The organism is Streptomyces sp. SID5643 (genome assembly GCF_009872555.1).
GTDB lineage: Bacteria > Actinomycetota > Actinomycetes > Streptomycetales > Streptomycetaceae > Streptomyces > Streptomyces iakyrus.
Genome location: NZ_WWIC01000013.1, coordinates 17,483 through 43,709, shown reverse-complemented (window position 1 = coordinate 43,709; position 26,227 = coordinate 17,483). Strand labels below are relative to the sequence as shown.

Below are 26,227 nucleotides of genomic sequence, written 5' to 3'. Positions count from 1 at the left end.
TCAGGCCTCCTGGTGGTGTGCGGTGAACTCGGTCTCGGCCTCGGTGAGGTCGAAGTAGGCCTGCTCCAACGTGCCCTCCTCGGCGGCCAGTTCAAGGACGGGCAGGCCCGCTGCCGAGGCGATGCGGCCGATGTCGTCCACTCGTGCACCGTGCACGGTCCAGTGCCCGTCCGCGTGCTCCTCCGCGTCGTGGCCGTGCCGGGCGAGGGCGGACGTGAGCGCGACGGGATCGGTCGTGCGGATGCGCACGCGGGGCTGCACGCGCGCGTGGATGAAGTCCCGCATCGGGGTGTCGGCGAGGAGCCGGCCCCGGCCGAGGACGACGAGGTGGTCGGCGAAGGACGCGGTCTCGTTCATCAGATGGCTGGAGACCAGGACCGTCCGGCCCTCCCCCGCCAGCCGGCGCAGCAACGTCCGTATCCACACGATGCCTTCGGGGTCGAGGCCGTTGGACGGCTCGTCCAGCATGACGACCTCGGGGTCGCCCAGCAGGGCGGCGGCGATGCCGAGCCGCTGGCGCATGCCCAGGGAGTACGTCCGCACGCGGCGCCGGGCCACCGGCGCCAGGCCCGTCTCCTGAAGGACCTCGTCGACCCGCCGGTCCGGGATGCGGTTGCTCGCCGCCAGGACCCGGAGGTGGTCGCGGGCGGTGCGGGAGCCGTGCGCGGCCTGCGCGTCGAGCAGGGCGCCCACGTGGCGCAGGGGTTCACGGAGCGCCGGATAGGGCCGGCCGCCGATCGAGGCGGAGCCGGCGGTCGGCCGGTCGAGGCCGAGCACCAGCCGCATGGTGGTGGACTTCCCGGCGCCGTTCGGGCCGAGGAAGCCGGTGACGCGGCCGGGGTGCACACGGAAGGTGAGCCGGTCCACGGCCCGCCGGCCGCCGAACTCCTTGGTGAGGTCCAGGACGTCGATGCTGGTCATGACAGCAGCGTGGCAACCGGACCGGAGTGCGGTCCTCCCCCGGCGGTGGAGATCGTCTCCCCCGTGCGGGGGAGGCTAGCGGTCGGTGCCGGCTGACACGATGACGCCATGGTCCGCATGCTGCGCCCCTTCACCAGGGCGGTGACGTACACGCGGTGGCTGCATCTCTCCATGGCCGTCGTGTGGCCCTCCCTGTGGCTGTTCATCGACGAGGCGTGGTGGACGGTGGCCACGGCGACCGTGCTGCTGGGCCTCGCGGGCCTGGTCCCCGCCATGCGGGTCGTGGAGGGGTTCCAGGCCAGGCTGTTGCTGACCGGCCACCGGGACGGTGGCCAGGGCCCGGAGATCGTCCTCGCCCCCTCGGTCACCTGGGGCGACCGCGGCCGGGTGGTGGTGTGGCTCCAGGCGAGGCTGTTCTTCGGCGCCCTGGTGTCGCATCTCGCCGTCCAGCTGCTCCTGCTCGGAGCGGACCTGGTGTCCACGGCGATCAGCGGCGAACGGGCCGGCGGCGCCTGGCTCGTCGTCACGGGCCACCACTGGTGGCACGCCCTGCTCGCGCCCTTGCCCCTGGTCGTGGCGGCCGCGGTCGTGGTCGGTTCGGGGCGCCTCATCACGGCGCTCGCCCTGCGCCTGCTCGGTCCTTCCCCCGCCGAGCGGCTCGCCGCACTGGAGGAGCGCACGGAACAGCTCCTGGAACGCACGCGCATCGCCCGCGAGTTGCACGACTCCATCGGGCACGCGCTGACGGTCGCGGTCGTGCAGGCGGGGGCGGCCCGGGCCGCGGGCGATCCCGCCTTCACCGACCGGGCCCTGGGCGCCATCGAGGAGACCGGCCGGGCCGCTCTGGAGGACCTGGAGCGGGTGCTCGGCGTCCTGCGCGAGTCGGGGAGACCGGTGAGCGGCAGACCGACCCTCGCGGACGCCGACCGCCTGCTGGAGTCGGCCCGGGCCTCCGGGGCGAAGGTCGACGCGGAGGTGACCGGCCCGGTGGAGACGGTGCCCGGGCCGGTGTCCCGCGAGGGCTACCGCATCCTCCAGGAGTCGCTGACCAACGTGCTGCGGCACGCGGGGGCGGTCCCGGTGCGCGTGCGGGTGCACGTCGCCGGCGGCACCCTCGTCCTCGCGATACGCAATCCGCTGCCGGCCGGGGCCCCCGGCTCCGGGCGCGGCAGCGGGCTGCGCGGAATACGCGAACGCGCGGCCCTGCTCGGCGGGCTGGCCCGGACCGGGCCCGACGAAGGTGACTGGCAGGTCCATGTCGAATTGCCACTGAGTTGATCTACGCTGGTCCGATGCCGGTCAGCGTTCTCCTCGTCGACGACGAACCCCTGGTGCGTGCGGGTCTGCGGGCCGTACTGGAGGCACAGCCCGACATCGAGGTCGTCGGGGAGGCGGCGGATGGGGCAGCGGTGATCCCGCTCGTGCGGCGGTTGCGGCCGGACGTGGTCGCCATGGACGTACGGATGCCGCTCCTGGACGGCATCGAGGCCACCCGGGCGCTGCTGCGGACGGTCGACGATCCGCCGCGGATCGTCGTGGTGACGACGTTCGAGAACGACGAGTACGTGTACGAGGCGCTGCGGGCGGGAGCCGACGGATTCCTGCTCAAGCGGGCCCGGCCGGCCGAGATCGTGCACGCGGTGCGGCTGATCGCCGCGGGCGAGTCGCTGCTGTTCCCGGCCTCGGTGCGGCAGCTCGCCGCCGAGTACGGCGACCGCGGCAACCGCGCGGCGCGGGCCGTGCTGGAGCGGGCCCAGCTGACCGAGCGCGAGTCCGAGGTGCTGCGGCTGATGGCGCGGGGCCTGTCGAACGCGGAGATCGCCGCCCACCTGGTCGTGGGGACGGAGACCGTGAAGTCGCACGTCAGCGCGGTGCTGGCGAAGCTGGGGGCGCGGGACCGCACCCAGGCGGTGATCGCGGCGTACGAGTCGGGGTTCGTTGCGCCCGGCTGATCACCGGGCCGGTGCCCGCCCCTCGCCGGGGTGTGCCGCGTCGAAGTACGATCCGGCCAACACGGGCACGACCTGGGAGGACGGACGGTGGGGCGGCTGACCGGCGGGGATCCCTCGCTGCTGCGAAGGATCAACTCCGCGGTGGTGCTGCACGCGCTGCGCGCCACGGACTGCGCGACGCTGACCGAGATCACCCGGGTGACGGGGTTGTCCCGGCCGACCGTGGAGGGCGTCGTCGAGGGGCTCATCGAGGCCGGGCTCGTCGTGGAGAAGGCGGCCGAGGAGGGCGCCGCCCGGCGGCAGGGGCGTCCGGCGCGGCGGTTCCGGTTCCGGGCGGAGGCCGGTCACCTGCTCGGGCTGGAGATCGGGGCGCGCCGGGTGGCCGCACTGCTGTCCGACCTGGACGGCCGGGTGATCGGCGCCCAGGCCAGGGAGGTCTCCGAGACGGCGGAGGCCGATGAGCGGCTGGAGCGCCTGCGCGGGGCCGTCGCCGACCTGTTGCGGAGGGCCGGGGTCGCCCGTGGCTCGCTGCGGGCCGTGGGCGTCGCGACGCCCGGGATCGTGGAGGCCGACGGCACGGTGGCGCTGGGCACGGCGCTGCCGGGGTGGACGGGGCTGCGGCTGGGCGAGCGGCTGAGCCGGTCGTTCAAGTGCCCGGTGCTGGTCGAGAACGACGCCAACGCGGCCGTCGTCGCCGAGCACTGGAAGGGCGCCGCCACCGAATCGGACGACGTGGTGTTCGTGCTGGCGGGGCTGAGCCCCGGCGCCGGTTCGCTGATCGGGGGCCGGCTGCACCGCGGGTACGGCGGAGCGGCCGGCGAGATCGGCGCGCTGCACCTGCTGGGCCGGGAGGTGACGCCCGAGACGCTGCTCTCCACCACGGACGAGCCCCTGCACCCCCTCGACGAGCAGGCGGTCGCCGGGGTCTTCGCGCAGGCCCGTGAGGGCGACCAGCGGGCCCGCGCCGCCGTCGACCGCTTCCTCCAGCGCCTGGTCCACGACGTGGCCGCACTCGTCCTCGCCCTGGACCCGGAGCTGGTCGTCGTCGGCGGCTGGGCGGCGGGCCTGGACGGCGTCCTGGACCCTCTCCGCCAGGAACTCGCCCGCTACTGCCTGCGCCCCCCGCAGGTCACCCTCTCCGGCCTCGGAGACGCGGCCGTGGCAACGGGCGCCCTGCGCCTGGCCCTGGACCACGTGGAGGCACAGCTCTTCGCGGTGGAGCAACGCTCCTAGACCAGGTGTACTGACCTGAAGCGTTGTGCACACAGCTGATCGGTGAGTGACCGTCGAGGACCTCCGGGCCGCGACCGGGCATCATGGCGCCATGATCCAGTACGACCGGCGCGCACCCGAGGCGCTCCCGCAGCACCCGGACGTCACCGAGGCCATCGTCCGGGAGCGACGCCTTCACACCCCCTCCGTCCGTCTCTCCGGCCCCGGCGCCGAAGAGCTCTTCGATCCCGATTTCACCGAGGTCGGCGCCTCCGGGCGGCGGTGGACGCATGCGGAGATGGTCGCCGCCCTCCCCACCCTCCACGGCGGCGCCGAGAGCAGCACCCCCATCACCGCAGAACACTTCGTGGGCACGGTCCTCGCCCCCGGGATCGTCCACCTCACCTACGAGACGCGCATCCAGGGCCGGCACGCCCGCCGTTCGTCGGTCTGGCGCCGCGACGCCGCCGGAGAGTTCCGGCTGTACTACCACCAGGCCACGCCGGTTCCTGACGGGACGGCCCGGCCGTAGGGTCCGTTCCCAGGCCGCTCTGCCCCTTCCCGTCGGGTCCGGCCGGCCAGGCCTGATCCAACGCGGTCTGCCCTACAGGCCCAGGGGGACAACGCCTTCGAGGGGCGCGAGTTCGAGGGGCGCGAGCTGTTTCGACATGTGGCTCCACCGCGTGGGCGCGACAAGCCACCGCGCGCCGGCAGCCTCGAACACACCGCTCCCCTACGGCGCCAGGTTCAGGACGCCTGCTTCTGCATCCCGGCGTGGATCTCCACACCCCCCGAGTCGCCGAAGGTCAACCGGCACGTGTCAGCGCGATACGTCGCCACCGACAGCGCGGCCGTACGCCCCCCGGCGAAGAACCGCGTCGTCACCACCAGCACCGGCGCCCCCGGCAGCCGGTCCAGCTCCTTCGCCTCGTCGGCACCGGCGGAGCCGAGCTCCACCGCGTTCTCCTGCCGCTCCGGCTCCAGCCGCTGCAGCTCGCGCAGCACCGCACGCGCGTGTGCCGCCCCGGACGGCGCGTCGATGCCGGAGAGTTCGGGCACCGAGGACTGCGGGATGTACAGCAGTTCCGCGGCCACGGGCCGGCCCTGCGAGACCCGGGAGCGCCGCACGATGTGCACGGGCTCGTCGCGGCCGGTCTCCAGCGCGTCGGCGACGGCAGCCGGCGGCACGGCCGCCGTGCAGTCGACGGGCTGCCAGGCGTCCTCGGAGCCGCCCGGCCAGGTGTGCGGGCCGGTGCCGAGGGAGACGCCCATGCGGGGCGGCGCGACGGTCGTGCCGACACCGCGGCGGCGTTGCAGCCTGCCTTCGAGTTCGAGCTGCTCCAGGGCCTGGCGGAGCGTGGCCCGGGCGACGCCGAAACGGGCTGCGAGGTCACGCTCGTTCGGCAGGATCTCCCCCACCGAGAACTCCGAGTCGAGCGCTTCACTGAGCACCGTCTTGAGATGCCAGTACTTCGGCTCCTGCACCGATTCCAGCTGCGTGGTCCCCACCCTGTCCTCCGCAATCGCCGTGGTCGGCGGCGTTTTAAGCGCCCTTGTTTATTAAAGGTTGTTGCACTTCTCTGCGACCATAGGGCGGCCCTGATCCTTGGTCAAGACCAATGGCCGGGAACGTTCACGGGGCACGCACACGGGGTCTCTGACCGGGCCCGCAGGGAGGTCTAGGCCGCTGTCAGGGACCGCAGCTTGTCGGGGTTGCGGATGATGTAGACCGACTGCACGCGGCCGTCGGCCACGTCGAGCTGGAGGACGGAGTCGGGCTCGCCGCCGGACAGGACCAGCACGGCCGGGCCGCCGTTGACCTCCAGGAAGCGCACGGTCAGGCCCGGGAGGCCCTTCTGCGCGGTGCCGATGAGGAAACGGCCGACCTTGTCGGCGCTCTCCATGACCCGCAGCGGCGCCCGCGACTTGCCGCCGCTGTCGCCGACGAGCCGGACCTCCGGGGCGAGCAGCGCCATCAGGCCTTCGAGGTCGCCGTCGGCCGCGGCGGCGAGGAACCGCTCGGTGAGGTCGCGGCGCTGGGCGGGGTCGACGTCGTAGCGCGGGCGCCGCTCCTCGACGTGCTTGCGGGCCCGTCCGGCGAGTTGGCGCACTGCCGGCTCGCCGCGGTCGAGCATGGCGGCGATGTCGGCGTAGGGGAAGCCGAAGGCCTCGCGCAGCACGAACACGGCCCGCTCCAGCGGTGACAGCGACTCCAGCACGACGAGGACGGCGAGGGAGACGGAGTCGGCGAGCACGGCCCGCTCGGCGGTGTCCGGCACGGTGTCGCCGAAGTCGGTGACGTACGGCTCGGGCAGCCAGGGGCCGACGTAGGTCTCGCCGCGGGCCTTGATCTGACGCAGCCGGTCGATGGCGAGGCGGGTGGTGATCCGCACCAGGTAGCCGCGCGGTTCGCGCACGTCTGCGCGGTCGCCGCCGGACCAGCGCAGCCAGGCCTCCTGGACCACGTCCTCCGCGTCGGCCACCCGGCCGAGCATGCGGTAGGCGACGCCCAGCAGGACGGGCCGGTGTGCTTCGAAGACGTCGGTCGCTGTCTCGGTGGTCACGGCTCCATCCCAGCCCACCGCTGCGGCCCTGTCCAGGCGGAATCGCCCCTTCCCGGACAGAATGGCCGACAGGGCGCCGGTGATCGGCGGCGTGGTCCTGGGAGGCGGACGAGCACAACGTCTTCGCCTGCGGGGACGACCCGGGCGCCGAGGAGCAGTGACGGCGCTGCTCGGGGAGTTCGGCCGGCCGGCGGACCGCGTGCTCGGCCTCGGCGGGATCCGGGCGGCCCGGGCCGTGGAGATGTGGCTGCGCCTGCGGGCCGGCCTGTTCCGGAAGTTCGGGCACGGCGAGTGCAACCTGGAGGCCTGCGGGCCCGTTTGAGCGGCCCGGCACGGTGAAGGCGGCGGCACCATGGGGCTACCGGCGGGTAGTAATTGCTGACAAGCTGTCTACAGCGTCCGTCAGCGAGTACAGCCGAGGAGCACCCCATGTCCGCCACCGTCTCCTTCAAAGTCGCCTCCGCGCATGGCGAGCAGAGCGTGACCCTGTCCTACACGCGCCGGGGCGGCGGCGAGCCACTCCTGCTGCTGCACGGCATCGGCCACCACCGCCAGGTGTGGGACCCGGTGATCCCGGCGCTGGCGGCCGAGCGCGACGTGATCGCCGTGGACCTGCCCGGCTGCGGCGAGTCGCCGGCGCTCCCGGACGGCATGGCGCACGACCTGCCCACGATGAGCACGGTTCTGACCGCGCTGTTCGGCGCCCTGGAGATCGAACGGCCGCACGTGGCGGGCAACTCACTCGGCGGCCTGCTGGCGCTGGACCTGGCCCGGGCACGGCTCGTCCGCTCCGTCACCGCCCTGTCCCCCGCCGGGTTCTGGAACGAGGCCGAGCGCCGCTACGCCTTCACGGTGCTGATGACCATGCGGCAGATCGCCCGCCGGATGCCGCCGCCGGTGGTCGAGCGGCTGGCCCGCCCGGCCATCGGCCGCACCCTGCTGACGAGCACCATCTACGCCCGCCCGGGCCGCCGTTCCCCCGAGGCCGTGGTCGCCGAGACGCTCGCACTGGCCCGGGCGCAGGGGTTCTCCGAGACGCTGCGCTCCGGCCGGACGGTGCAGTTCACCGACGACATCGTGGGCACGCCGGTCACCGTCGCATGGGGCAACCGGGACCGGCTGCTCATCCCGCGCCAGGGCGTGCGCGCCAAGGGCGTCATCCCGGGGGCGCGGCTGGTGCGCCTGCCCGGCTGCGGCCACGTCCCCATGAACGACGACCCGGCGCTGGTGGCCCGGGTGGTCCTCGACGGCAGCCGCTGACCTGCCCGGGGCGGCACGACGCCCTCTAAGGTTCTGCCTCATGAGGCCAACTCCGAGCGGGGAACCGGGTGAAGGTGCGGCGTCCGCCGCCTGGGAGCTGCTGCTCCCCGCCGCTTCGGCTCCGGCACGCACGCGTGGCCGCTCCCTGCAGGCGGCGCTGCGCGAGGCGGTCCGCTCGGGCCGGCTCGCCCCGGGCACCCGGCTGCCGTCGAGCCGGGATCTCGCGGCGGACCTGGGGGTGTCGCGCGGGCTGGTCACGGAGGCCTACGAGCAGCTGACCGCCGAGGGGTACCTGCGCAGCGGCCGGGGTTCGGGGACCTGGGTGGGCGCGGCCGTCCGGGCGGCGGAGCCGCGGGCGCACGATCTCGCTCCGCGCTCACCCGGCGCCCGCGCGGACTTCGTGCCCGGGACGCCGGACCTGGCGCTGTTCCCGCGTGCCGCGTGGGCCGCCGCGCACCGCGGTGTCCTGGCGGACCTGCCGCACCAGGAGCTGGGCTACCCCGACCCGCGCGGGCTGCCGCGGCTGCGTACCGCGCTGGCCGAACTGCTCGCCCGGCGGCGGGGCGTGGTGGCCGACCCGGAGCGGATCGTCGTCGTGTCGGGGGTGGCCCAGGCGACCACTCTGCTCGGTTTCGCGTTGCACGCGCGCGGGCTGCGCACGGTCGGCGTGGAGGACCCGGGCAGTCCGCAGCACGACGCGCTGTACGCGTCGGCCGGGATCGCCGTCGTGCCCGTGCCGGTGGACGACGAGGGCGTCGCCCCCGAGCCGCTGCGGGCCTCGGGCGTCCGGGCCGTGGTGACGACTCCGGCCCATCAGTTCCCCACCGGCATCGCCTACTCGGCCCGGCGCCGCGCGGAACTCCTGGACTGGGCGCGGTCGGTGGACGGCATCGTCCTGGAGGACGACTACGACGGCGACTTCCGTTACGACCGAGCGCCGGTCGGCGCGCTCCAGGGCCTCGACCCGGACCACGTGGCCTACACGGGTTCGGTCAGCAAGTCCCTCGCGCCGGGCCTGCGGCTGGGCTGGATGCTGGTGCCGGAGTCCTGGGCGGAGGAGGTCGTCGAACGCAAGCGCACCATGGATCTCGGCCACCCCTCCCTCGACCAGGCCCTGTTCGCCCGCTTCCTGGAGCGCGGCGACTACGACCGTCAGCTGCGCCGCTGCCAGCGCGCCTACCGAGACCGGCGCGACGCGCTGGTCGCCGCCCTGGACGCGCACTTCCCCGGTTCGCAGGTGTCCGGGATCGCCGCCGGCCTCCATGTGATCGCCACACTGCCGCAGCGGTACGGACCCGAGAAACGGTTCCTCGCGCGGGTGGCGGCGGCAGGGGTGGCGGTGCGCCCGCTGTCGGCCTACGCCCATGCACCGGCTGCGCCCGAGGGGGCCGAAGGGGTTCGGCTCGTCCTTGGCTACGCCCATGTTCCGCCCTCCCGGATCGCAGCGGGTGTGCGTCTGATGGCCGAGGCCGCAACCGGGTGAGCCGACCGGTTCGCCGGTTCCCTCACCCTGCGGGCAGTTGTTCACTTGGGGTTCGTGTGTGCGCTGCGACGTGCCAGTAGTTGTGGCTGTGCACACTTGGCCGGATCCCGTCCCTGGAGGCGCATCCATGTCACACCGTCCGTTGCCCGGGCGCCGAAGCGTCCTGCGTGGTTCCCTCGCGGCGTCGGCCGCCCTGTCCCTGCCCACGGCTCTCGGCGCGGCGCCCGCGTTCGCGCGCTCCGGGCGCCCGACGGCGGGCTGGGGTGTGCAGGCGGGAGACGTGACCTGCGACTCCGGTCTTGTGTGGGTGCGCTCCGACCGGCCCGCCCGGATGATCGTGGAGACCGCGGCGACCGAGTCGTTCCGCGACCCGCGCCGGTGGCACGGCCCGCTGCTGGGCCCGGGCAGCGACTTCACCGGCACGACCCGGCTGCGCGGCCTGCCGGCCGGTGAGCAGATCCACTACCGCGTGCTGCTCGCCGACCCGGACGACCCGCGCCGCACCGGCGAGCCGGTCACCGGCACCTTCCGCACGGCGTCCGCCAAGCGCCGCGACGGTGTGCGGTTCGTCTGGTCCGGCGACCTGGCCGGACAAGGGTGGGGCATCAACCCGGAGTTCGGCGGCTACCGCATCTACGACGCCATGGGCGCCCTCGACCCGGACTTCTTCCTGTGCAGCGGCGACAACATCTACGCCGACGGCCCGATCACCAGGACCGTGGCTCTGCCCGACGGCCGCACCTGGCGGAACATCACCACCGAGGAGAAGGCGAAGGTCGCCGAGACCCTGGCGGAGTTCCGCGGCAACTTCCGCTACAACCTGCTCGACGAGAACCTGCGGGCCTTCAACGCCCGGGTCCCGTCCATCGTCCAGTGGGACGACCACGAGGTCACCAACAACTGGTACCCGGGCGAGATCCTCACCGACGCCCGCTACACCGAGAAGCGCGTCGACGTGCTCGCCGCCCGCGCCCGCCAGGCCTTCTCCGAGTACTTCCCCATCTCCACGCTGCGCCGCCCCGACGGCCGGGTCTACCGCGTGCAGCACCACGGCCCGCTGCTGGACGTGTTCGTCCTGGACATGCGCACGTACCGCAACGCGAACTCGCCGGACGACCCGCAGGGCATCCTCGGCCGGAAGCAACTGGAGTGGCTCAAGCGCGAGCTGTCCCGCTCCCGGGCGGTGTGGAAGGTGATCGCCTCCGACATGCCGATCGGCCTCGTCGTCCCGGACGGGACGAACATCGAGGCCGTCGCCCAGGGCGACCCCGGCAAGCCGCTCGGCCGCGAGCTGCAGATCGCCGAACTGCTGCGGTTCGTCAAGCACCGGCGGATCACGGGCACGGTGTGGCTGACGGCCGATGTGCACCACACCTCGGCGCAGCACTACCTGCCGTCGAAGGCCGCCTTCACCGACTTCGAGCCGTTCTGGGAGTTCGTCTCGGGCCCCCTCAACGCCGGTGCCTTCCCGGCCAACGCGCTCGACGGCACCTTCGGCCCGGACCGCGTGTTCGTGAAGGCACCGACGACCGCCAACGTCTCCCCCGCCGATGGCTTCCAGTTCTTCGGCGAGGTCGACATCGACGGCCACAGCGGCGAGCTGACGGTACGTCTGCGGGAGCAGGACGGCACCGTGCTCTACACCAAGGTCCTCCAGCCGGGCCGGGTCGGCCAGTAGGTACGGAACGCAACGTTTGAAGCGGCGACAAAGGGGGGAAACTGGCTCCTTTACCCTCTGGTCACAGAGCGTTCTCGATCACGCAACACCGTTCCGTCACAGTGGGTGCATGACGCGAGAAGTGACTCAAGTGCCGCACCGGAACGACGACCACCGCCCCGCCACGCCGTGGCAGCGGTTCGCGGAGGCCTTCCGGGCCCGGCGAACACGACGCCTCGAACACGCGCCGCCGACGAGTGATACCGGGTCCCCGGCACCGGAAGCGGTGCCGGGGGCGAACACCCTGTGGCGGATGCGGACCACGGTTCAGGACGAGCCGGGGTCACTGGCAGCGCTGTGCGGTGCCCTGGCCGGGCAGCACGTCGACATCCTCAGCCTGCAGACACACCCGCTGGCCGAGGGCACGGTCGACGAGTTCCTGCTGCGGGGCCCTGCCGCCCTGTCGGCGTCCGCCATCACCACGGCCGTCGAGTCGGCCGGTGGCACCGACACCTGGATCGAGCGGGCCGACGCCCACGACCTCGTGGACGCGCCGACCCGGGTCCTCGGACTCGCCGCCCGCACGGCCCTGGACTCGGCGGAACTGCCGCTGACCCTGCGGCAGTTGCTGGGCAGGTGCACGATCCGGTCCCAGCCCGCTCCCGTCGGCGGCCGGGCGCCGGGCGGACTTCCGGTGGAGGGCGCCCTCGACGACACGGTGATGCGGCTGCGCGCCCCGGAAGGCGGAGTGATCACCGTGGAGCGGCCGTACCTGGCGTTCACCCCGACCGAGTTCGCCCGGGCCAGGGCTCTGGTGGAACTGGACGCCCGGCTCGGACCGCGCCTGCCGCACGGACGGGACGTGCTCACGCTCGCCGAGGGCAGCGACATCACCGTGCGGCGGGCCGACACCCGTGACCTCGAAGCGGCCAGGGCGATGCACGAGCGGTGCTCGCCGCGCACGCTGAAGCTGCGCTACCACGGGCCGGTCGGTGACGCCGACCGGTATCTCAACCACCTGCTCAGCCCGCGCTACGGCCGCACGCTCGCCGTGCAGACCGCGTCCGGGCGGGTGGTCGGGCTCGGGCATCTGCTGTGGGACGGGGACGAGACGGAGGTCGCGCTGCTCGTCGAGGACGCGTGGCAGCGGCGGGGGGTCGGGGCGGAATTGCTGTCGCGGCTGGTCGGGATGGCCGTCGAGGCCGGTTGCTCGAGTGTGTATGCCGTGACGCAGGCGTCCAACACGGGGATGGTCGCCGCCATGCGGGGACTGGGACTGCCTCTCGACTACCAGGTCGAGGAGGGGACGCTGGTGATCACTGCGCGGCTGGGTGAGGCGGTCGTGACGAGCGCGGAGGAGCTGGGGAGCGCCTCCGCGTCGTAGAGGCGTACGTCAGCGGGCGGGTGCGGGTTCTCTGTGGCTTGTCGCGCAGTTCCCCGCGCCGCCCCTGACAGGGCCCAGCGCCTGGTCGAGATCCGACCAGAGGTCGTCCACGTCCTCCAGGCCCACCGACATGCGCAGCAACTGGTCGCTCACTCCGGCTCCCCTGCGGTCGTCCGCGTCGACGATGCGGTGGCTGATGGAGGCCGGGTGCTGGATCAGGGTGTCCACGCTGCCGAGGCTCACCGCCGGCGTGATCAGGCGGACGCCGGCGATGACCTCGTGCGGGTCGCCGTACACCTCGAAGGCGACCATCGCGCCGCCGATGCGCGGGTAGTGCACACGCGCCACCCGGGGGTCGGCGGCGAGGCGCTGGGCCAGGTCGGCTGCCGTGGCGGAGGCCGCCCGGACCCGGACGGGCAGGGTGGACAGACCGCGCAGCAGCAGGTAGCCGGCCAGCGGGTGCAGGACGCCGCCCGTGGCGAAGCGCACCTGGCGCAGCCGGCCCGCGAGCTCCTCGTCGCAGGCGACCACGCCCGCCAGGACGTCGCCGTGGCCGCCGAGGTACTTGGTGGCACTGTGCAGCACCAGCCGCGCGCCGTGCTCGGCGGGGCGCTGGAGGACGGGTGTGGCGAAGGTGTTGTCCACGAGCAGCGGCACCGAGCCGCAGGCGTGCGCGACGGCTCGCAGGTCGACCTCGGCGAGGGTGGGATTGGCCGGGGACTCGACGATGACCAGGCCGGTGTCCGGGCGCAGCGCGTCGGCGACACCGGCGGGGTCGGTCCAGGTCACCTCCGAGCCCAGCAGCCCGGCGGTCAGCAGGTGGTCGCTACAGCCGTAGAGGGGGCGCACGGCGACGACATGGCGCAGGCCCATCGAGCCGCGGACCAGGAGGACGGCGCTCAGCGCCGCCATGCCGCTGGCGAACGCCACCGCCGCCTCGCTGCCTTCGAGACGGGCCAGGGCCGTCTCGAAGCGGGCGACGGTCGGGTTGCCCAGCCGCCCGTAGACGGGCGGGCCGTCCGGCTCGGCGCCGGTGGTGGCGAACGCGTCGATGCGGGCCGCCTCGCCACGGCTGTCGTACGACGGGTAGGTGGTGGACAGGTCGATCGGCGGGGCGTGCAGGCCTTGACGGGCGAGGTCGTCCCGCCCGGCGTGCACGGCCTCGGTGGCGAGGGCTCGCGGTGCGGTGCGGACGTCGTCGTGGGCGCGCGTGCTCGTTGTGTCCATGTCCATGGTGGGCAAGGGTGAACATCGGCCGGGCAGCCGTGTGCAGATCCCGTGCTACGTTCGGCCGATGGCTGAATCTGTCGTACTGGATCCGGTGGATCTCCATTTGTTGCGGCTGTTGCAGAACGACGCCCGGGCGACGTACCGGGATCTCGCCGCGCAGGTCGGGGTGGCGCCGTCGACCTGTCTGGACCGGGTGACGCGGCTGCGCCGCTCGGGCGTGATCCTCGGGCACCGGCTGGAGCTGGATCCGGCCAAGCTGGGGCGTGGGCTCGAAGCCCTGCTGTCGGTGCAGGTCAGGCCGCACCGACGGGAGCTGGTGGGGCCGTTCGTGGAGCGGATCCGGGCCCTGCCGGAGTCGCGGACGGTCTTCCACCTGACCGGCCCGGACGACTATCTGGTCCATGTCGCGGTCGCCGACATGGCCGATCTGCAGCGGCTGGTGCTGGACGAGTTCACCTCGCAGCGGGAGGTGGCGCGGGTGGAGACCCGGCTGATCTTCCAGCAGTGGGAGTGCGGGCCGCTGCTGCCGCCTTCGCCCTCGGCTCAATCCGCGTGACGTGTGCGGTCCCTCGTACGAGGATGGCCGCATGTCTGAGATCAAGAGCCAGCTGCCCCGCGAGGTCGCCGACGCGTATGTCGACGAGCTCGTCGCCCTCGACCCGATCACCGGCACCTTCCTCGGCGACAAGGAGAGTTCGAGCAGGCTGCCCGACACCTCGCCCGCGGGCCAGGAGGCGCTCGCGGAGCTGGCACGCCGGACGCTGGCCCGGCTGGACGAGGCCGAGCGGCTGCCCGGCGCGGACAGCGACATCGAGCGCCGGTGCGCGCGGCTCCTGCGCGAGCGGCTGGGCGCCGAACTGGCGGTGCACGAGGCCGACGAGAGCCTGCGTTCCGTCAGCAACCTGAGCTCGATCGCCCATGCGGTGCGGCAGGTGTTCACCGTGACGCCGGCGCAGTCGGAGGAGGACTGGACGGCGATCGCCGAGCGGCTGCGCGGCGTCCCGGCCGCGCTGGAGGGCTACCGGGAGTCCCTGGCGCTCGGTCTTGAGCGGAAGCTCTACGGCGGGCCGCGGGCCACGGCCACGTTCGTGCAGCAGCTCGGCGAGTGGGCCGACGCGGACGGCGAGGGCCACGGCTGGTTCGAGCAGTACGCCGCCGCCGGCCCCGAGGCGCTGCGGTCCGAGCTGGACGCCGCCGCCCGCTCGGCCACCGAGGCCGTCGTCCGGCTGCGCGACTGGATGCGGGACGTGTACGCCCCGGCGATCGAGGGCGCGCCGGACGTGGTGGGCCGGGAGCGGTACGCGCGCTGGGTGCGCTATTTCAACGGCACGGACCTCGACCTGGACGAGGCGTACGCCTACGGCTGGTCCGAGTACCACCGCCTCCTCGGCGAGATGAAGACCGAGGCCGAGAAGATCCTGCCCGGTGCCGGCACCCCGTGGGAGGCGCTGGCCCACCTCGACGCGCAGGGCACGCACATCGAGGGCGTCGACGAGGTCCGCGACTGGCTCCAGAGCCTCATGGACGAGGCGATGGACGCTCTCGACGGCACCCACTTCGACCTGGCCGAGCGGGTGCGCCGGGTGGAGTCCCGCATCGCCCCTCCGGGCAGTGCCGCGGCCCCCTACTACACGCCGCCGTCGGACGACTTCTCGCGGCCCGGCTGCACCTGGCTGCCCACCATGGGCGAGACGCGCTTCCCGGTCTACGACCTGGTGTCGACCTGGTACCACGAGGGCGTGCCCGGCCACCACCTCCAGCTGGCCCAGTGGAAGCACGTGGCGCAGAACCTCTCGCGCTACCAGGCGAGCGTCGGCATGGTCAGCGCCAACGCCGAGGGCTGGGCGCTCTACGCGGAGCGGCTGATGGACGAACTGGGCTTCCTGACCGACCCGGAGCGCCGCCTCGGCTACCTGGACGCGCAGATGATGCGGGCGGTGCGCGTCATCATCGACATCGGCATGCACCTGGAGCTGACGATCCCGGACGACTCGCCCTTCCATCCCGGCGAGCGCTGGACGGCCGAGCTGGCGCAGGAGTTCTTCGGCTCGCACAGCAGCCGGCCGGCCGACTTCGTGGAGAGCGAGCTGACCCGCTACCTGTCCATGCCGGGCCAGGCCATCGGCTACAAGCTCGGCGAACGGGCCTGGCTGCTGGGCCGCGAGAACGCCCGCGCCCGCCACGGCGACGCCTTTGACCCGAAGGCGTGGCACATGGCGGCGCTGTCGCAGGGGTCGCTCGGACTGGACGACCTGGTGGACGAGTTGTCGGCGCTGTGATCAGCGGCGGAAGCCGCCCTCGGAGTTGACGACCTCGCCGGTGATCCAGCCCGCCTCGTCGGTCGCGAGCCAGGCGATGAGGCGGGCCGGGTCGTCGGGCATGCCCCACCGGCCCGAGGGGAAGCGGGCGGCGACGGCGTCGTAGTGCTCGCCGGTCAGATAGTCCGTGTCCACGGGGCCCGGGTTGACGGTGTTGACCGTGATGCCCCGCTCGGCGAGCGTCGCCGACAGGGAGCGGGTGATCGAGGCGAGGGCGCCCTTCTGGAGGGCGTAGGCGATCTCGCCGGGCATGCCGCCCGCGATGTCCTGACCCGAGGTCATCATCATCACGCGGCCTCCCGGGCCCGGTGGCCGCGACCGGGCGTGCGCCTGGACGAGCAGCAGGACCGCGCGGGTGTCGACCGCCCAGTGCCGGTCGAGCATGGCCGCGTCGATCTCGTCCAGCGAGCCGTCGGACCCGCTCTGCGCGTGGTTGGCGACGAGGATGTCGAGACGTCCGCCGAGGGCTTCGGCCGCCCTGCCGACGAGTTCCGCGGGTACGGCGGGGTCGGCCAGGTCACCGGGGCCCGCGACGATCCGGGACCCGGGGTCGCCGGCCGCGCCGCGGACGGAGGCGAGGACGTCCTCGGGGCGGTCGGCGCCCCAGGGCTGGTCGGCGTCGTGCGGGACGTGGTGGTGCAGATAGACGCTCGCGCCGTAGGCGGCCAGACGGCGGGCCACGGCGTGCCCGATGCCGCCGCGGCGGCTGGCGCCGGTGACCAGCGCGGTACGGCCGCGCAGGGGCAGAGGGTCGCGGCGGAGTTCCTCGGGGGCGGGGTGGGGAAGACGTGGCATGAGTTCATCGTGATCGCGCCGGCCGCCCGGCGCACACGGTTTTTCGTGGGTGACGCCGGGTCATCTCCGCACGAGCAGCCGGAGCTGGACCAGCCCCAGCCAGGTCTCCGGGCCGGGCTGGACCCTTGCCGCGCGCGCGGCGTAGCGGCCCGGCTCCAGGGCCACCCGCACGTGCTCGGACCCCGACGGGTGCGGCCCGGGCCAGGCCGCGTCGAACAGGAGGACCGGGCCCGGCACCTCCCAGTGCACCTCCGGTTCCCACTCCGCGCCGTCGACGGCCGGCGGGACGCTCGCCAGCAGTTCGTCCTCCGAGTTGGCGGCGCACCACCGGACGAACACGCCGTGGTCGGGCAGGTAGGCGGTCGAGGCGGGCTCGTCCCCCAGGACCAGGGCGGTGCAGTCGCCGACCGGAAGGAGGCCGATGTGGCCGTCCACCTCGCAGGCCCGGTCGTAGTCCGAGGCCGTCTCTTCGCCGTCGGCGCCCGCCCAGAATGGCAGGACGGTCTCCGGTACCGCTATCAGCGGCCCGCCGCCCGACTCCACCCATTCGACTGCGCCCGGCTCCGCGTATCGCACCATGGCGCAAGAACCTACAGGGCCAACTCGCGGTAGAAGACCGCGGGTTCAGCAGCCGCAGTCAGCGGCGTCCACGAGCGCCGTCGGCGGGTCCGGGGCCCGGCGCCCGCGCCACGGCCAGGTCTCGAACGCCGGGCCCTAGGGGACCCGGTACTCGAAGCCGCCGAGCGGTATCGCTTTTCGCCTGAGTTCCGGTGAGACGACTGCCACCCGTACATCCGGAGGGGTAAGCCACGCTTCCGGGACAGCCACCGGCGTGCTCGTTAGCGGCACCCTCACGCCTGAGGCACGTCCCCTCCCATCCGCGATCCGGTTCGCGCTGCGCCTCCTGCTTTCGCTGCCCGACCGGGGCACGGTCATGGGGTTGCACCTTCCGTAGCGGCATGTGATCCGGTGGACTCACGTCCCGATGCCTTGAGGAGAGGTCCCGGCTCATGCATTCGTCTTTCATGCCACCCCGTCAGGTCAAGATCGGTGACGCGGCGGCCTTCGCCGGCAGCACACCACGGGCGATTCGCCACTACCACGAGATCGGGTTGCTCCCCGAGCCTGAGCGGGGCGGAGACGACCGCCGCCGCTACGGGTACGAGGACATGATCCGCCTGCTGTGGATTCGCAGGATGGCGGACGCCGGGATCGCCCTGGACGACATCCGTGACGCCTTCACCACCGGCACGGCTTCCGCAGGTGCGGACGGCGAAGACGGTATCGCGGGCATCCTGGAGCGGTTGGAGGAAACCCTCGCCGAGCAGGAGGCGGAACTGCGGCGGCAACGGACCGCCGTGCAGCGGATGCGCACCGAAGGCAGCCGGAGGGGCCTGCTCTCCGACTTCGTCAGCGAACGCCTCAAGAGCCTGCCCGAGGGCTCACTGCGTCAGGCGGACCTGGACAGTCTGCTCGTCACCGAGCGGATCTTCGGCCCGCTCGGCGCGGCCGTCCAGGCCACCCGCTTCGTCGTCCTGGCCACGCATCCCACGCTGCGGGAGGCTTCCGACCGCATCGATGCCGCCGAGGAGGCACTCGATGACAGTGTCGCCGTCGATGATCCGCGGGTGGCTCAAGTGGCCGTCGAACGGCACGCCTTCGAAAGCGCCTTGCAGGCCGTCATCGAGGAGTCCGGCCTGACTGAGGACGACGATGCCCTCTTCGACGCCTGGGACACCTTGCATCCTGCCACCGCCGATGACGACGAGGGCGAGGCCGACTCCGGCTCCGGCGGGCGGGAGGCTGACTCCATGAGCGTGTTCGAAGCCACCGGCAGGATGCCCTACGACTTCTCCCCGGCCCGCTTGCGCTGTATGGAACTGGCGGAAGAACTGTCCGCCCAGGACTCGCCCGCCGCCTGAGACACGGCGCAGCCGGTGGCCACGCCCTCACAAGAGTCGCCGGCCACCGTCACTGGCAGCTCGGAGAGGACTGCGCCTGCTGGTTGCCCGTGTCGCGGCCGGCTCTGGTCAGTGCACATGCGGGCCACCGGTCGACTGCGGTCTGCCCGGCGGGACGAGCCCCAGGGAGACGGCGGCGCCGACAGCGGCCGCCACGGCGCACACCGTGAACGCGTCGCCGAAGCCTTCCAGCGAGCCACGCTCGAAGCCGGAGGCTGCGACGCTCGAGACGACGGCGACGCCGACCGAGCCACCCACCTCGTGGAAAGTGTTGACGACTCCGGAAGCGAGCCCTGCCTCCTGGTGCCCGACCATGGCCAGAGCGGTCGTGGTGGCGGTGACGAAGACCGCGCCGAGGCCGAGGGAGGCGATGACGAAGCCCGGCAGAAGTGCACCGTACACACCGCCGGTCTCGGACAGCCGGGTCAGCGGGATGGTGCCGACGGCCGCGACGGCCATGCCGGCGACGGACGTCGGACGGCTGCCGATCCGGCCCACGAGCCGGGAGGCGAGGTGGGCGCCGATACCGGTGGCCACCGCGACGGGCAGGAAGACCACGCCGGTCTTCAGTGCACTGAAGCCGCGGATGTGCTGGAGATAGACCGACCCGAGGAAGAAGTACGCGATCAACAGGCCCGTGGCGATCAGCATCAGGAACGCTCCCGCCAGCACCGGCCGCCGGGTGAACATCCGCAGGTCCATCAGGGGGACGCGACTGGTTCGTTCGACCGCCGCGAAGGCCGCGTAGGCGACCGCCGCGCCTGCCAGCGGCAGCAGGGTCGAGGCGGCCGCCCAGCCGGCGTCCCCCGCTTTCACCAGGCCGTAGATCAGGGCGGCCGTACCCGTGGTGACGAGGAGCGCACCGGGTACGTCGAGCCGCGCGGGCTGCGGGGCCCGGGCCGGCACGAGAGCGGGCAGGGCGACCAACAGGAGCAGTCCGACCGGCACGTTGACGAAGAACACCCACTGCCAGCCCGGACCGTCGGTCAATGCCCCGCCGAGGAGCACGCCGGCCGCCGAACCGGTGCCGCCGATCGCCGCCCACACACCGAGGGCCTTGTTGCGTTCCGCACCGTGGAAAGTCGTGGTGACGACGGACAGCGCGGCCGGGGACAGCAAGGCTGCGCCGACGCCCTGGCCGATCCTGCCCCCGAGCAGTGCCGGGGCGTTGTGGGCCAGACCGGTGACCAGTGAGGCGGCGGTGAACAGAGCGAGTCCGACGAGCAGGGTCCGGCGGGCGCCGAGAGCGTCGGCGAGTCGGCCGCCCAGCAGCATCAGCCCGCCGAAGCAGAGGGTGTAGGCGGTGACCACCCAGGTCAGCGTCTCCCGGCCGAGGCCGAGGTCGGCCGCCATGTCGGGCAGGGCGACGTTCACGACGGTGACGTCGAGGATCAGCATGAACTGGGCGAGGCAGATCAGTGCGAGGGCCGCCCAGCGTCGCGGGTCGGCGGGCGGGTGGGGTTCGTGTCCGGCCGTGTGCAGGGCACCGGCCGCGGAGTGGGTCATGGCGAGTCCTTCCGGTCCGTTCCGGTCGTGTCCGCGCCTCGGGACGGCGCGAGGAGAAGGGCGAGGAGCACGCCTGCCGCCGTGACGCCTGCTGCGGCGGACATCGCCGGTCCCATGCCGTCGACGAAGGCACGGCGGGCAGCTTCGGCGAACGAGGCTCCGGCGTCGCCGGGCAGGCGTTCGGCGAGGGCGAGCGCGGTGCCGAGGGAGTCCTTGGCGGGTTCGAGGAGTCCATCGGGAGCAGGGACAGGGGTGGTGTCGAGTCCACTGCGGTAGCGGTCGGAGAGCAGGCTGCCCATGACCGCGACTCCGGTCGCCGCTCCCAGCTGGATGGCGGCGCTGTTGGTGGCCGAGCCCACGCCGAGGTCGGTTTCCGGAAGCGAGCCGACGATGGCGTCGCTGGTGGCGGTGATGACGAACCCTGCGCCCGCTCCCAGCAGCAGCATCGCCACAAGCGCCCGGCCGTAGCCGTCCGTTGCCTCGGTGGTGGCGAGCACCGCGGCGGAGGCGGCGAGCAGGGCGAGCCCTGCGGCCGACACCGTACGCATGCCGAGACGCGGCGCGAGGACGCCCGCCAGCGGGCCGGCGACCAGCAGGGCGAGCGCGGCGGGACCGAGCCGCAATCCGGTCTGTCCGGCGCTGTACCCGAGCACGAACTGGAAGTGCTGTACCGCCACGAACAGCGTGCCGATCAGTGCGAACGCTCCCAGCAGGACCAGCAGGTCACCGGCCGCGAGTGCACGGTGCCGGAAGATCCGAGGCGGCAGCATCGGAGAGGCGGCCTTGCGCTGCCAGGCGACGAAGGCGGCCGCCAGGAGGGCGCCCGCCGCGAGGGCGGCCTGCACGGCGGGGCTCGTCCAGCCGCGGTCGGGCCCCTCGATGACTGCCCACAGCACACTCGCCACGGCCGCGACGGACAGCAGGGCCCCGGCCGGGTCCAGCCGCCCGCTCTCGGGGGCGCGGGAGTCAGGCACCAGCAGTGCGGCGGCGATCAGGCCCGCGATGCCCAGGGGAAGGTTGATCAGGAACACCGAGCCCCACCAGTAGTGGCTCAGCAGCCAGCCACCCACCATCGGCCCGATCACCGTCCCGACGCCGACGGCCGCCGACCAGATGCCGATCGCCTTGGTGCGGTCGGCACCGCGCGGGAAGACGTTCCCGATGACGGCGAGAGTGGCCGGCATGATCAACGCCTCGCCGACACCCATGGCTCCACGCGCCAGCACGAGGGTGGTGACGGAGCCGGCATACGCGGCGACCACGGACGCCGCCGTGAACAGCGCCAGCCCCGACATGAAGATCCACTTGCGGCCGAGCCGGTCCGCCAGACTGCCGCAGAACAGCACCAGGCTGCCGGACATCAGCGCATAGCTGTCGACGATCCACTGCAACTGGCTGGTGGAGGCGCCGAGCTCACCTACGAGGGTCGGCAGGGCGACGTTCAGCACGGTGGTGTCGAGCCCGACGACCAGCAGGCTCACGCTCACAACGGCGAGGGTGAGCCATTGCCGGACCGGCGGGTCGCCGGTCCGGGGTGACACGGTCACCGGATGAGTCACAGCAGGCAACGGGGTCCCCTTTCGCGCGCACGGCCTTGCTCGACCGACACTCATCTGAACCGCACCGTTCAGTTCATGTGAACTCAACAGTTCAGTTAAGATGAATGCTAGGGTCGAGGTCATGAGCGTGGAGAGCGTCAAACGGCCCCCCAGCGGCCCCCGCGCAGAGCTCAAGCGGCAGGCCATCCTGCGGGCCGCCCGCGAGCTGTTCCTGCGGGAGGGCTTCGGCGTGGGAATGGACACCATCGCCGCCGAGGCAGGCGTGTCGAAGGTGACGGTCTACAACCACTTCGGCAGCAAGGAAGCCCTGTTCACCGCGGTGATCACGACCGCCCTCGACGAGCCGCTCGCCGGGGAGTCGTCCGCCGCCCTGGAGGGCCTGGCCGAAGCCGGGGACCTGCGGACCGCCCTCGTCGAGGCGGCCCGCACCTGGGTCCACGCCGTCCGCGCCAACGACGAGGTCACCGCCCTGCGCAACCTCGTCGCCGCCGAGCTCCACCGCTTCCCCGAGCTGGGCGAGGCCTGGAGACACCGCGGCACGGAAAGCCACCACCCCGCAGTCGCAGGCGCCCTGCGCACCCTTGCGGATCGGGGCCGACTCGTGATCCCCGACCTACAGGTGGCGATCATCCAGTTCTACGGGCTTCTGGTCTTTCCCCACATGGTCTTCAGCTCCTACGGCACACAGATCGACGAGGACCTGACCGACCGTCTCATCACCAGCGGCGTCGACATGTTCCTGGGCCACTACAGCCCACGCAGCACATAGCGGCACACCCCGGCGAGACCACCGAAACGGCGCTGTGACGAGCCCGGCACGCGCATCGCCGGACCGGCCGTCGGCTTGCGGCTCCTGGAAGAGAGCAGGCCCAGGGGCGCGGCACCGTGTGATGCCGCGCCCCTGGGCCCAAGGGCCGGAGGCCGGTGGGTCAGACGGTCGCGGCGCGCGGCTCGGAAGCCGACGGCGCCGCCAGTCGGCCGGTGCGGTGCAAGCCGTACAAGGCACCCGCACAGGCCAGGCCGAGCACACACAGCGTGATCCACGGCAGCGCGGGCATCCCGGCCGCGCGGGCGGCGTCGAGCGCGGCGCCCGTGCCGAGGTTCCCGACGGTGATGCCGATGCCGCAGATCGTGTTGTACAGCCCGTAGTGGGTGGCGACGAGGCGGTCACCGGAGAGGCGGACGATGGTGTCCATCTCGAACGGGTAGGCGATCATCGTGCCGATGGCCAGCAGCAGCGCGGCCAGCGTCGGCGGGACCGCCGCGAGCAGCCACAGCCCGATCCCGGACTCCGGTACCGGCACGACGGTGGCGAGCAGCAGGGGCACGAAGGCCAGCCCCATGGCTGTCAGTCCGCGCACGAGTGCCTGTCCCGGCTCGTACCGCGCCGTGCACCACGCCGTCACTCGCGTCTGACCGAGGATCGTGGTCAGCCCGGAGACGGCGAAGAGCATCGCCACCGCCGCGGTGCCGAACTCCCCGTCGCCGCCGAGCCGGCGCACCTCCAGCGGCAGCGCCAGGTAGACCTGGAAGGACAGGACGTACGAACCGATCATGGCGATGGAGAAGAGCAGGAAGGGCCGGTTGGCGAGAAGGCCGCGCCACTGGGCGAGCACTCCCTGGTCGGTGTGAGCGTCCTGCCGCCTGGCGTCCTGTGACCTCCTGGCGGGCAGGGCGCGGATCTGCACGACGCTCAGCAGCGCGAAGATCCCGGCAGACACCAGGCAGGTGATGCGGAAGTCCACCCCGGTCAGCACCATGCCGACCAGGGGGCCCAGCAGGATGCCCGCCTGGTAGAACACGTTGAACAGGGCGAACGCCTCCACCCTGCGCTCCCCCGCGTCGGCCGCGAGGTACGCCCGTACGGCCGGGTTGAACAGCGCCCCGGCCAGCCCGGTGGCCGCGGACGCCGCCAGCAGGGCCGGCAGGGAATCGACCAGTCCGAGCGTCGCGAAGCCGAGGGTGCGCAGCACGCACCCGGCGACGATCAGCGGCTTGTAGCCGAACCGGTCGGCAAGTGTGCCCCCGACCAGGAACATGCCCTGCTGGCTGAAGTTGCGTACGCCGAGGACGAGTCCGACCATCCAGCCGGCCAGTCCGAGCGTTCCGGAGAGGTGGGCGGCCAGATAGGGCATCAGCATGTAGAAGCCGAGGTTGATGGTGAACTGGTTGACCATCAACAGCTGGACGCTGCCCTCGTACGACCGGGCCTGGGTGTACAGCCCCTTCACCGGACCTCCTCCGAAGCGTCGGGCTCGACGTCCGATGCGCCCTGAGCGCCTTGCAGCGTGAGGGGATCGACGACGGTGGTGCAACGGGTCCAGCGGGTGACCTCCTTCTCGTCCAGGCGGCCGAGCAACTCCGGTTCGGGCGCCGGCGGCGACGCCGGCAGGCCGTGGGCGGCACAATAGTCGTCGTCGTAGACCGTCCCCAGGTAACGCTGCGGACCGTCGGGGAAGATCGCGACGATCCGTGCGTCCGCCGGCATCGTGCGGGCCAGCCAGCCGGACACCAGCGCGACCGCGCCGACGCTCCAGCCACCGGTGGCGTAGTGGGACGAGGCCAGTTGGCGGCAGGTCCACACGGCCTCGTGCGGGGCGACCCAGTGCACCTCGGAGAAGTTCTCGTACGCGACGTTGCGGGGGTAGATGCTGGAGCCGAGGCCTCGCATCACCCGGGGCCGGGCGGGCTGACCGAAGATCGTGGAGCCGATGGTGTCCACGCCGACGACGGTCAGCTCGGGGTAGAGCTGGCGCAGCACGCGGGAGACGCCGGCCGAGTGGCCGCCCGTGCCGACGCTGCACACCAGCACGTCGATGTGGCCCATCTCGGAGGCGAGTTCCAGCGCCAGCGGTGTGTAGGCGGCGACGTTGTCGGGGTTGCTGTACTGGTCCGGGCACCAGGAGCCGGGGTGCTGCTCCAGCAGCCGCTGTACACGGTCGCGGCGCGCCTGCTGCCAGCCACCCGTGGGGTGCGGCTCGGAGACGACGTTGACCTGGGCACCGTACGCGGTCAGCAGCCGGGTCATGGACAACTCAAGACCCGGATCGGTGACCAGGGTGACCGGATGACCGTGCACCATCCCGGCCAGCGCCAGCCCCAGTCCCAGGGTCCCGCTGGTGGACTCGATGATCCGCCCGCCGGGCCGCAGGTCGCCACGGGCCCGGGCCCGCTCCACCATGTGCAGCCCCGGACGGTCCTTGATACCACCGGGGTTGAAGCCTTCGAGCTTCGCCCAGAAACCGCGCCCGGCCGGCGCCAGCGGCTCCGACACCCGCAGCAGCGGGGTGTTGCCCACCAGCCCGGACAGGGCGGACCGGCCGGAAGGGGTCGCGGCCTTGGTCAATGACTGCATGTCTATGTGTTCACTCTCGCTCGATGAGAACCGGTGCGGTCATCTCGCGCGTCCCGGCCGTGGGGCGGACGATGCGTCCGCGCCCGGGCCGACGGGCACGCGGCAGCCGTGACGTCGGTCGGCTGCGAGCGAGAGGGCTAGATCCGCCACCGCGACGTGCGAGCGAGCGCCACGCGGCCGGTGCGTGCGCTGCGACGTCTACGGCGTTCACGCCGTACGAGCCGTACGAGGGGCCTCCCGGCCACCACGGACACGGCAAGGAGTACGACGGCCATCGCGCAGAGGGCCAGTTCCTCGGCCGGCTGGGCCGCGGTGCGCACGAGCACGTCCGCCGCACACCCCTCGGCCCCGTGGGGAGTGTGGGGGCCGTGCGGGTCCTTGTCCGCTGCCGTCGCCGAGAAGGCGGCAGGCACGGACACCGACTCGTGCCTCTCCTCGGGCACGCCGTGCAGGAAGGCGCAGAGCACGAGCGCCATTACGAGGGCGCCGCGGATCACCGAGAGCAATCGGCTGGACAACGATGTGCCGCATGGGACCCCTACGGGGTGCGCGGGCCTACGGGAGTGGGTCGACACAGGTCCTCCGTGCTGCTGCCACGTCTCCGGCAAGGACGGAGTGAGGCGCAGACATGGGTGGGGGCAGGACGGCTTCGACGGACGTGACGCCCCATCATGAGCAGGGGAAGGGACGCTCGTCGCGCGGACCAGCCGAACCGGTGACATCCGGCAGGCCGGTTGGAGGAACGGCGTGCCTCTAGACCTGCCGCACCACGGAGGCTGCTCTGAGAGCCAAGGGAGATCCGACGTCCACGGGGTCACCAGCGGCCGGCCCTCGGACGGTTGAGGCGTCGCGGGAACCGGTCGATTCGCGAACCGACGCCGCGGAGCAGGGCGATACCGGGGCAGAAGCCTGCTGAGGCTGTCCGGATGCGCAGTGCTCGCCGGGATGTGACGGGCCGGGGCTCCCATGGTGATCGCCGGCATCCGCGGCGGACAGCACCGTCGGCTCGACGCCCGCCTGGCGAACGCCGCCGTCCGGCGCTGCGGTGAAGGCCGTTGCGCTGGTGGAGA

Annotated in this window: 24 protein-coding genes; 13 read left to right on the top strand and 11 right to left on the bottom strand. The window is 72.7% G+C overall.

Annotated elements, in window-relative coordinates:
- Positions 1-921 (bottom strand): ABC transporter ATP-binding protein, encoded by a 921-nt coding sequence (locus GTY56_RS01440; protein WP_161361686.1) that lies wholly within the window; start codon positions 919-921, stop codon positions 1-3.
- A 108-nt stretch (positions 922-1,029) separates the two neighbouring features.
- Between GTY56_RS01440 and GTY56_RS01435 the strand changes: the two genes are divergently transcribed.
- The 4 genes from GTY56_RS01435 (at position 1,030) to GTY56_RS01420 (ending at position 4,617) form a co-directional block, all read left to right on the top strand.
- On the top strand, positions 1,030-2,199 hold the full coding sequence (locus GTY56_RS01435; protein WP_161361684.1) for a sensor histidine kinase: 1,170 nt from the start codon (positions 1,030-1,032) through the stop codon (positions 2,197-2,199).
- 14 nt (positions 2,200-2,213) lie between these two features.
- Positions 2,214-2,873 carry a response regulator gene (locus GTY56_RS01430; RefSeq protein WP_161361683.1) on the top strand — a complete coding sequence of 220 codons (660 nt, stop codon included), beginning with the start codon at positions 2,214-2,216 and terminating at the stop codon, positions 2,871-2,873.
- 87 nt (positions 2,874-2,960) lie between these two features.
- Positions 2,961-4,106 (top strand): ROK family protein, encoded by a 1,146-nt coding sequence (locus GTY56_RS01425; protein ID WP_161361681.1) that lies wholly within the window; start codon positions 2,961-2,963, stop codon positions 4,104-4,106.
- A 91-nt stretch (positions 4,107-4,197) separates the two neighbouring features.
- Complete coding sequence (locus tag GTY56_RS01420; protein WP_161361679.1) at positions 4,198-4,617, top strand: nuclear transport factor 2 family protein; 420 nt, start codon at positions 4,198-4,200, stop codon at positions 4,615-4,617.
- A 215-nt stretch (positions 4,618-4,832) separates the two neighbouring features.
- Here GTY56_RS01420 and GTY56_RS01415 read toward each other — a convergent pair whose 3' ends face one another.
- A complete protein-coding gene (locus tag GTY56_RS01415; protein ID WP_161361678.1) occupies positions 4,833-5,594 on the bottom strand; it encodes a UTRA domain-containing protein in 762 nt (253 codons plus the stop codon).
- 170 nt (positions 5,595-5,764) lie between these two features.
- Entirely contained in the window at positions 5,765-6,649 is an 885-nt protein-coding gene (locus tag GTY56_RS01410; RefSeq protein WP_161361676.1) for an RNA polymerase sigma-70 factor, read from the bottom strand.
- 157 nt (positions 6,650-6,806) lie between these two features.
- Here GTY56_RS01410 and GTY56_RS01405 point away from each other — a divergent pair, with 157 nt between their 5' ends.
- The 5 genes from GTY56_RS01405 to GTY56_RS01385 all read left to right on the top strand — a co-directional run bounded on the left by GTY56_RS01405 (position 6,807) and on the right by GTY56_RS01385 (position 12,433).
- Positions 6,807-6,971: a hypothetical protein gene (locus GTY56_RS01405; protein ID WP_202509606.1), complete on the top strand. Its 165-nt coding sequence runs from the start codon at positions 6,807-6,809 to the stop codon at positions 6,969-6,971.
- A gap of 107 nt (positions 6,972-7,078) precedes the next feature.
- A complete protein-coding gene (locus GTY56_RS01400) occupies positions 7,079-7,909 on the top strand; it encodes an alpha/beta fold hydrolase (protein WP_161361674.1) in 831 nt (276 codons plus the stop codon).
- A gap of 40 nt (positions 7,910-7,949) precedes the next feature.
- On the top strand, positions 7,950-9,392 hold the full coding sequence (gene pdxR / locus GTY56_RS01395; RefSeq protein ID WP_161361672.1) for a MocR-like pyridoxine biosynthesis transcription factor PdxR: 1,443 nt from the start codon (positions 7,950-7,952) through the stop codon (positions 9,390-9,392).
- A gap of 127 nt (positions 9,393-9,519) precedes the next feature.
- On the top strand, positions 9,520-11,070 hold the full coding sequence (locus GTY56_RS01390; RefSeq protein ID WP_161361670.1) for an alkaline phosphatase D family protein: 1,551 nt from the start codon (positions 9,520-9,522) through the stop codon (positions 11,068-11,070).
- A gap of 109 nt (positions 11,071-11,179) precedes the next feature.
- Entirely contained in the window at positions 11,180-12,433 is a 1,254-nt protein-coding gene (locus GTY56_RS01385; RefSeq protein WP_161361668.1) for a GNAT family N-acetyltransferase, read from the top strand.
- 9 nt (positions 12,434-12,442) lie between these two features.
- On the opposite strand, the gene GTY56_RS01380 is transcribed toward GTY56_RS01385, so the two are convergent.
- On the bottom strand, positions 12,443-13,660 hold the full coding sequence (locus GTY56_RS01380; RefSeq protein WP_161361714.1) for a trans-sulfuration enzyme family protein: 1,218 nt from the start codon (positions 13,658-13,660) through the stop codon (positions 12,443-12,445).
- Between the two features lie 67 nt (positions 13,661-13,727).
- Here GTY56_RS01380 and GTY56_RS01375 point away from each other — a divergent pair, with 67 nt between their 5' ends.
- Together GTY56_RS01375 and GTY56_RS01370 are read left to right on the top strand one after the other, a co-directional pair.
- Complete coding sequence (locus tag GTY56_RS01375) at positions 13,728-14,219, top strand: Lrp/AsnC family transcriptional regulator (protein ID WP_107457283.1); 492 nt, start codon at positions 13,728-13,730, stop codon at positions 14,217-14,219.
- A gap of 31 nt (positions 14,220-14,250) precedes the next feature.
- Positions 14,251-15,942: a DUF885 domain-containing protein gene (locus tag GTY56_RS01370; protein ID WP_161361666.1), complete on the top strand. Its 1,692-nt coding sequence runs from the start codon at positions 14,251-14,253 to the stop codon at positions 15,940-15,942.
- On the opposite strand, the gene GTY56_RS01365 is transcribed toward GTY56_RS01370, so the two are convergent.
- Positions 15,943-16,776, bottom strand: a complete 834-nt coding sequence (locus GTY56_RS01365; RefSeq protein WP_161361664.1) for an SDR family oxidoreductase — start codon at positions 16,774-16,776, stop codon at positions 15,943-15,945.
- Between the two features lie 60 nt (positions 16,777-16,836).
- Complete coding sequence (locus GTY56_RS01360) at positions 16,837-17,355, bottom strand: immunity 21 family protein (RefSeq protein WP_161361662.1); 519 nt, start codon at positions 17,353-17,355, stop codon at positions 16,837-16,839.
- 431 nt (positions 17,356-17,786) lie between these two features.
- Between GTY56_RS01360 and GTY56_RS01355 the strand changes: the two genes are divergently transcribed.
- On the top strand, positions 17,787-18,698 hold the full coding sequence (locus tag GTY56_RS01355; protein ID WP_161361660.1) for a MerR family transcriptional regulator: 912 nt from the start codon (positions 17,787-17,789) through the stop codon (positions 18,696-18,698).
- Between the two features lie 108 nt (positions 18,699-18,806).
- On the opposite strand, the gene GTY56_RS01350 is transcribed toward GTY56_RS01355, so the two are convergent.
- A complete protein-coding gene (locus GTY56_RS01350; protein ID WP_161361658.1) occupies positions 18,807-20,243 on the bottom strand; it encodes an MFS transporter in 1,437 nt (478 codons plus the stop codon).
- Positions 20,240-21,790: a DHA2 family efflux MFS transporter permease subunit gene (locus GTY56_RS01345; RefSeq protein ID WP_161361656.1), complete on the bottom strand. Its 1,551-nt coding sequence runs from the start codon at positions 21,788-21,790 to the stop codon at positions 20,240-20,242. Before GTY56_RS01345 ends, GTY56_RS01350 begins: the two co-directional genes overlap by 4 nt.
- 133 nt (positions 21,791-21,923) lie before the next feature.
- On the opposite strand from GTY56_RS01345, the gene GTY56_RS01340 reads away from it, so the two are divergent.
- Entirely contained in the window at positions 21,924-22,571 is a 648-nt protein-coding gene (locus tag GTY56_RS01340; protein ID WP_161361655.1) for a TetR/AcrR family transcriptional regulator, read from the top strand.
- Positions 22,572-22,731: 160 nt separating this feature from the next.
- On the opposite strand, the gene GTY56_RS01335 is transcribed toward GTY56_RS01340, so the two are convergent.
- The 3 genes from GTY56_RS01335 to GTY56_RS01325 all read right to left on the bottom strand — a co-directional run bounded on the left by GTY56_RS01335 (position 22,732) and on the right by GTY56_RS01325 (position 25,633).
- The gene (locus GTY56_RS01335; RefSeq protein WP_161361652.1) at positions 22,732-24,033 is read right to left on the bottom strand and encodes an MFS transporter; all 1,302 of its coding nucleotides are present in this window, start codon (positions 24,031-24,033) and stop codon (positions 22,732-22,734) included.
- Positions 24,030-25,157, bottom strand: a complete 1,128-nt coding sequence (locus tag GTY56_RS01330; protein WP_161361651.1) for a PLP-dependent cysteine synthase family protein — start codon at positions 25,155-25,157, stop codon at positions 24,030-24,032. Before GTY56_RS01330 ends, GTY56_RS01335 begins: the two co-directional genes overlap by 4 nt.
- Positions 25,158-25,294: 137 nt before the next feature.
- Positions 25,295-25,633 carry a hypothetical protein gene (locus tag GTY56_RS01325; RefSeq protein WP_161361649.1) on the bottom strand — a complete coding sequence of 113 codons (339 nt, stop codon included), beginning with the start codon at positions 25,631-25,633 and terminating at the stop codon, positions 25,295-25,297.
- Positions 25,634-26,227 lie beyond the last annotated feature (594 nt).

Bases quoted from the DNA above. Each gene is read 5' to 3' on its own strand.
- GTY56_RS01440 (WP_161361686.1), bottom strand. From the start codon at position 921: ATGACCAGCATCGACGTCCTGGACCTCACCAAGGAGTTCGGCGGCCGG.
- GTY56_RS01435 (WP_161361684.1), top strand. From the start codon at position 1,030: ATGGTCCGCATGCTGCGCCCCTTCACCAGGGCGGTGACGTACACGCGG.
- GTY56_RS01430 (WP_161361683.1), top strand. From the start codon at position 2,214: ATGCCGGTCAGCGTTCTCCTCGTCGACGACGAACCCCTGGTGCGTGCG.
- GTY56_RS01420 (WP_161361679.1), top strand. From the start codon at position 4,198: ATGATCCAGTACGACCGGCGCGCACCCGAGGCGCTCCCGCAGCACCCG.
- GTY56_RS01400 (WP_161361674.1), top strand. From the start codon at position 7,079: ATGTCCGCCACCGTCTCCTTCAAAGTCGCCTCCGCGCATGGCGAGCAG.
- pdxR (WP_161361672.1), top strand. From the start codon at position 7,950: ATGAGGCCAACTCCGAGCGGGGAACCGGGTGAAGGTGCGGCGTCCGCC.
- GTY56_RS01390 (WP_161361670.1), top strand. From the start codon at position 9,520: ATGTCACACCGTCCGTTGCCCGGGCGCCGAAGCGTCCTGCGTGGTTCC.
- GTY56_RS01385 (WP_161361668.1), top strand. From the start codon at position 11,180: ATGACGCGAGAAGTGACTCAAGTGCCGCACCGGAACGACGACCACCGC.
- GTY56_RS01380 (WP_161361714.1), bottom strand. From the start codon at position 13,660: ATGGACACAACGAGCACGCGCGCCCACGACGACGTCCGCACCGCACCG.
- GTY56_RS01375 (WP_107457283.1), top strand. From the start codon at position 13,728: ATGGCTGAATCTGTCGTACTGGATCCGGTGGATCTCCATTTGTTGCGG.
- GTY56_RS01370 (WP_161361666.1), top strand. From the start codon at position 14,251: ATGTCTGAGATCAAGAGCCAGCTGCCCCGCGAGGTCGCCGACGCGTAT.
- GTY56_RS01365 (WP_161361664.1), bottom strand. From the start codon at position 16,776: ATGCCACGTCTTCCCCACCCCGCCCCCGAGGAACTCCGCCGCGACCCT.
- GTY56_RS01360 (WP_161361662.1), bottom strand. From the start codon at position 17,355: ATGGTGCGATACGCGGAGCCGGGCGCAGTCGAATGGGTGGAGTCGGGC.
- GTY56_RS01355 (WP_161361660.1), top strand. From the start codon at position 17,787: ATGCATTCGTCTTTCATGCCACCCCGTCAGGTCAAGATCGGTGACGCG.
- GTY56_RS01350 (WP_161361658.1), bottom strand. From the start codon at position 20,243: ATGACCCACTCCGCGGCCGGTGCCCTGCACACGGCCGGACACGAACCC.
- GTY56_RS01340 (WP_161361655.1), top strand. From the start codon at position 21,924: ATGAGCGTGGAGAGCGTCAAACGGCCCCCCAGCGGCCCCCGCGCAGAG.
- GTY56_RS01330 (WP_161361651.1), bottom strand. From the start codon at position 25,157: ATGCAGTCATTGACCAAGGCCGCGACCCCTTCCGGCCGGTCCGCCCTG.
- GTY56_RS01325 (WP_161361649.1), bottom strand. From the start codon at position 25,633: ATGGCGCTCGTGCTCTGCGCCTTCCTGCACGGCGTGCCCGAGGAGAGG.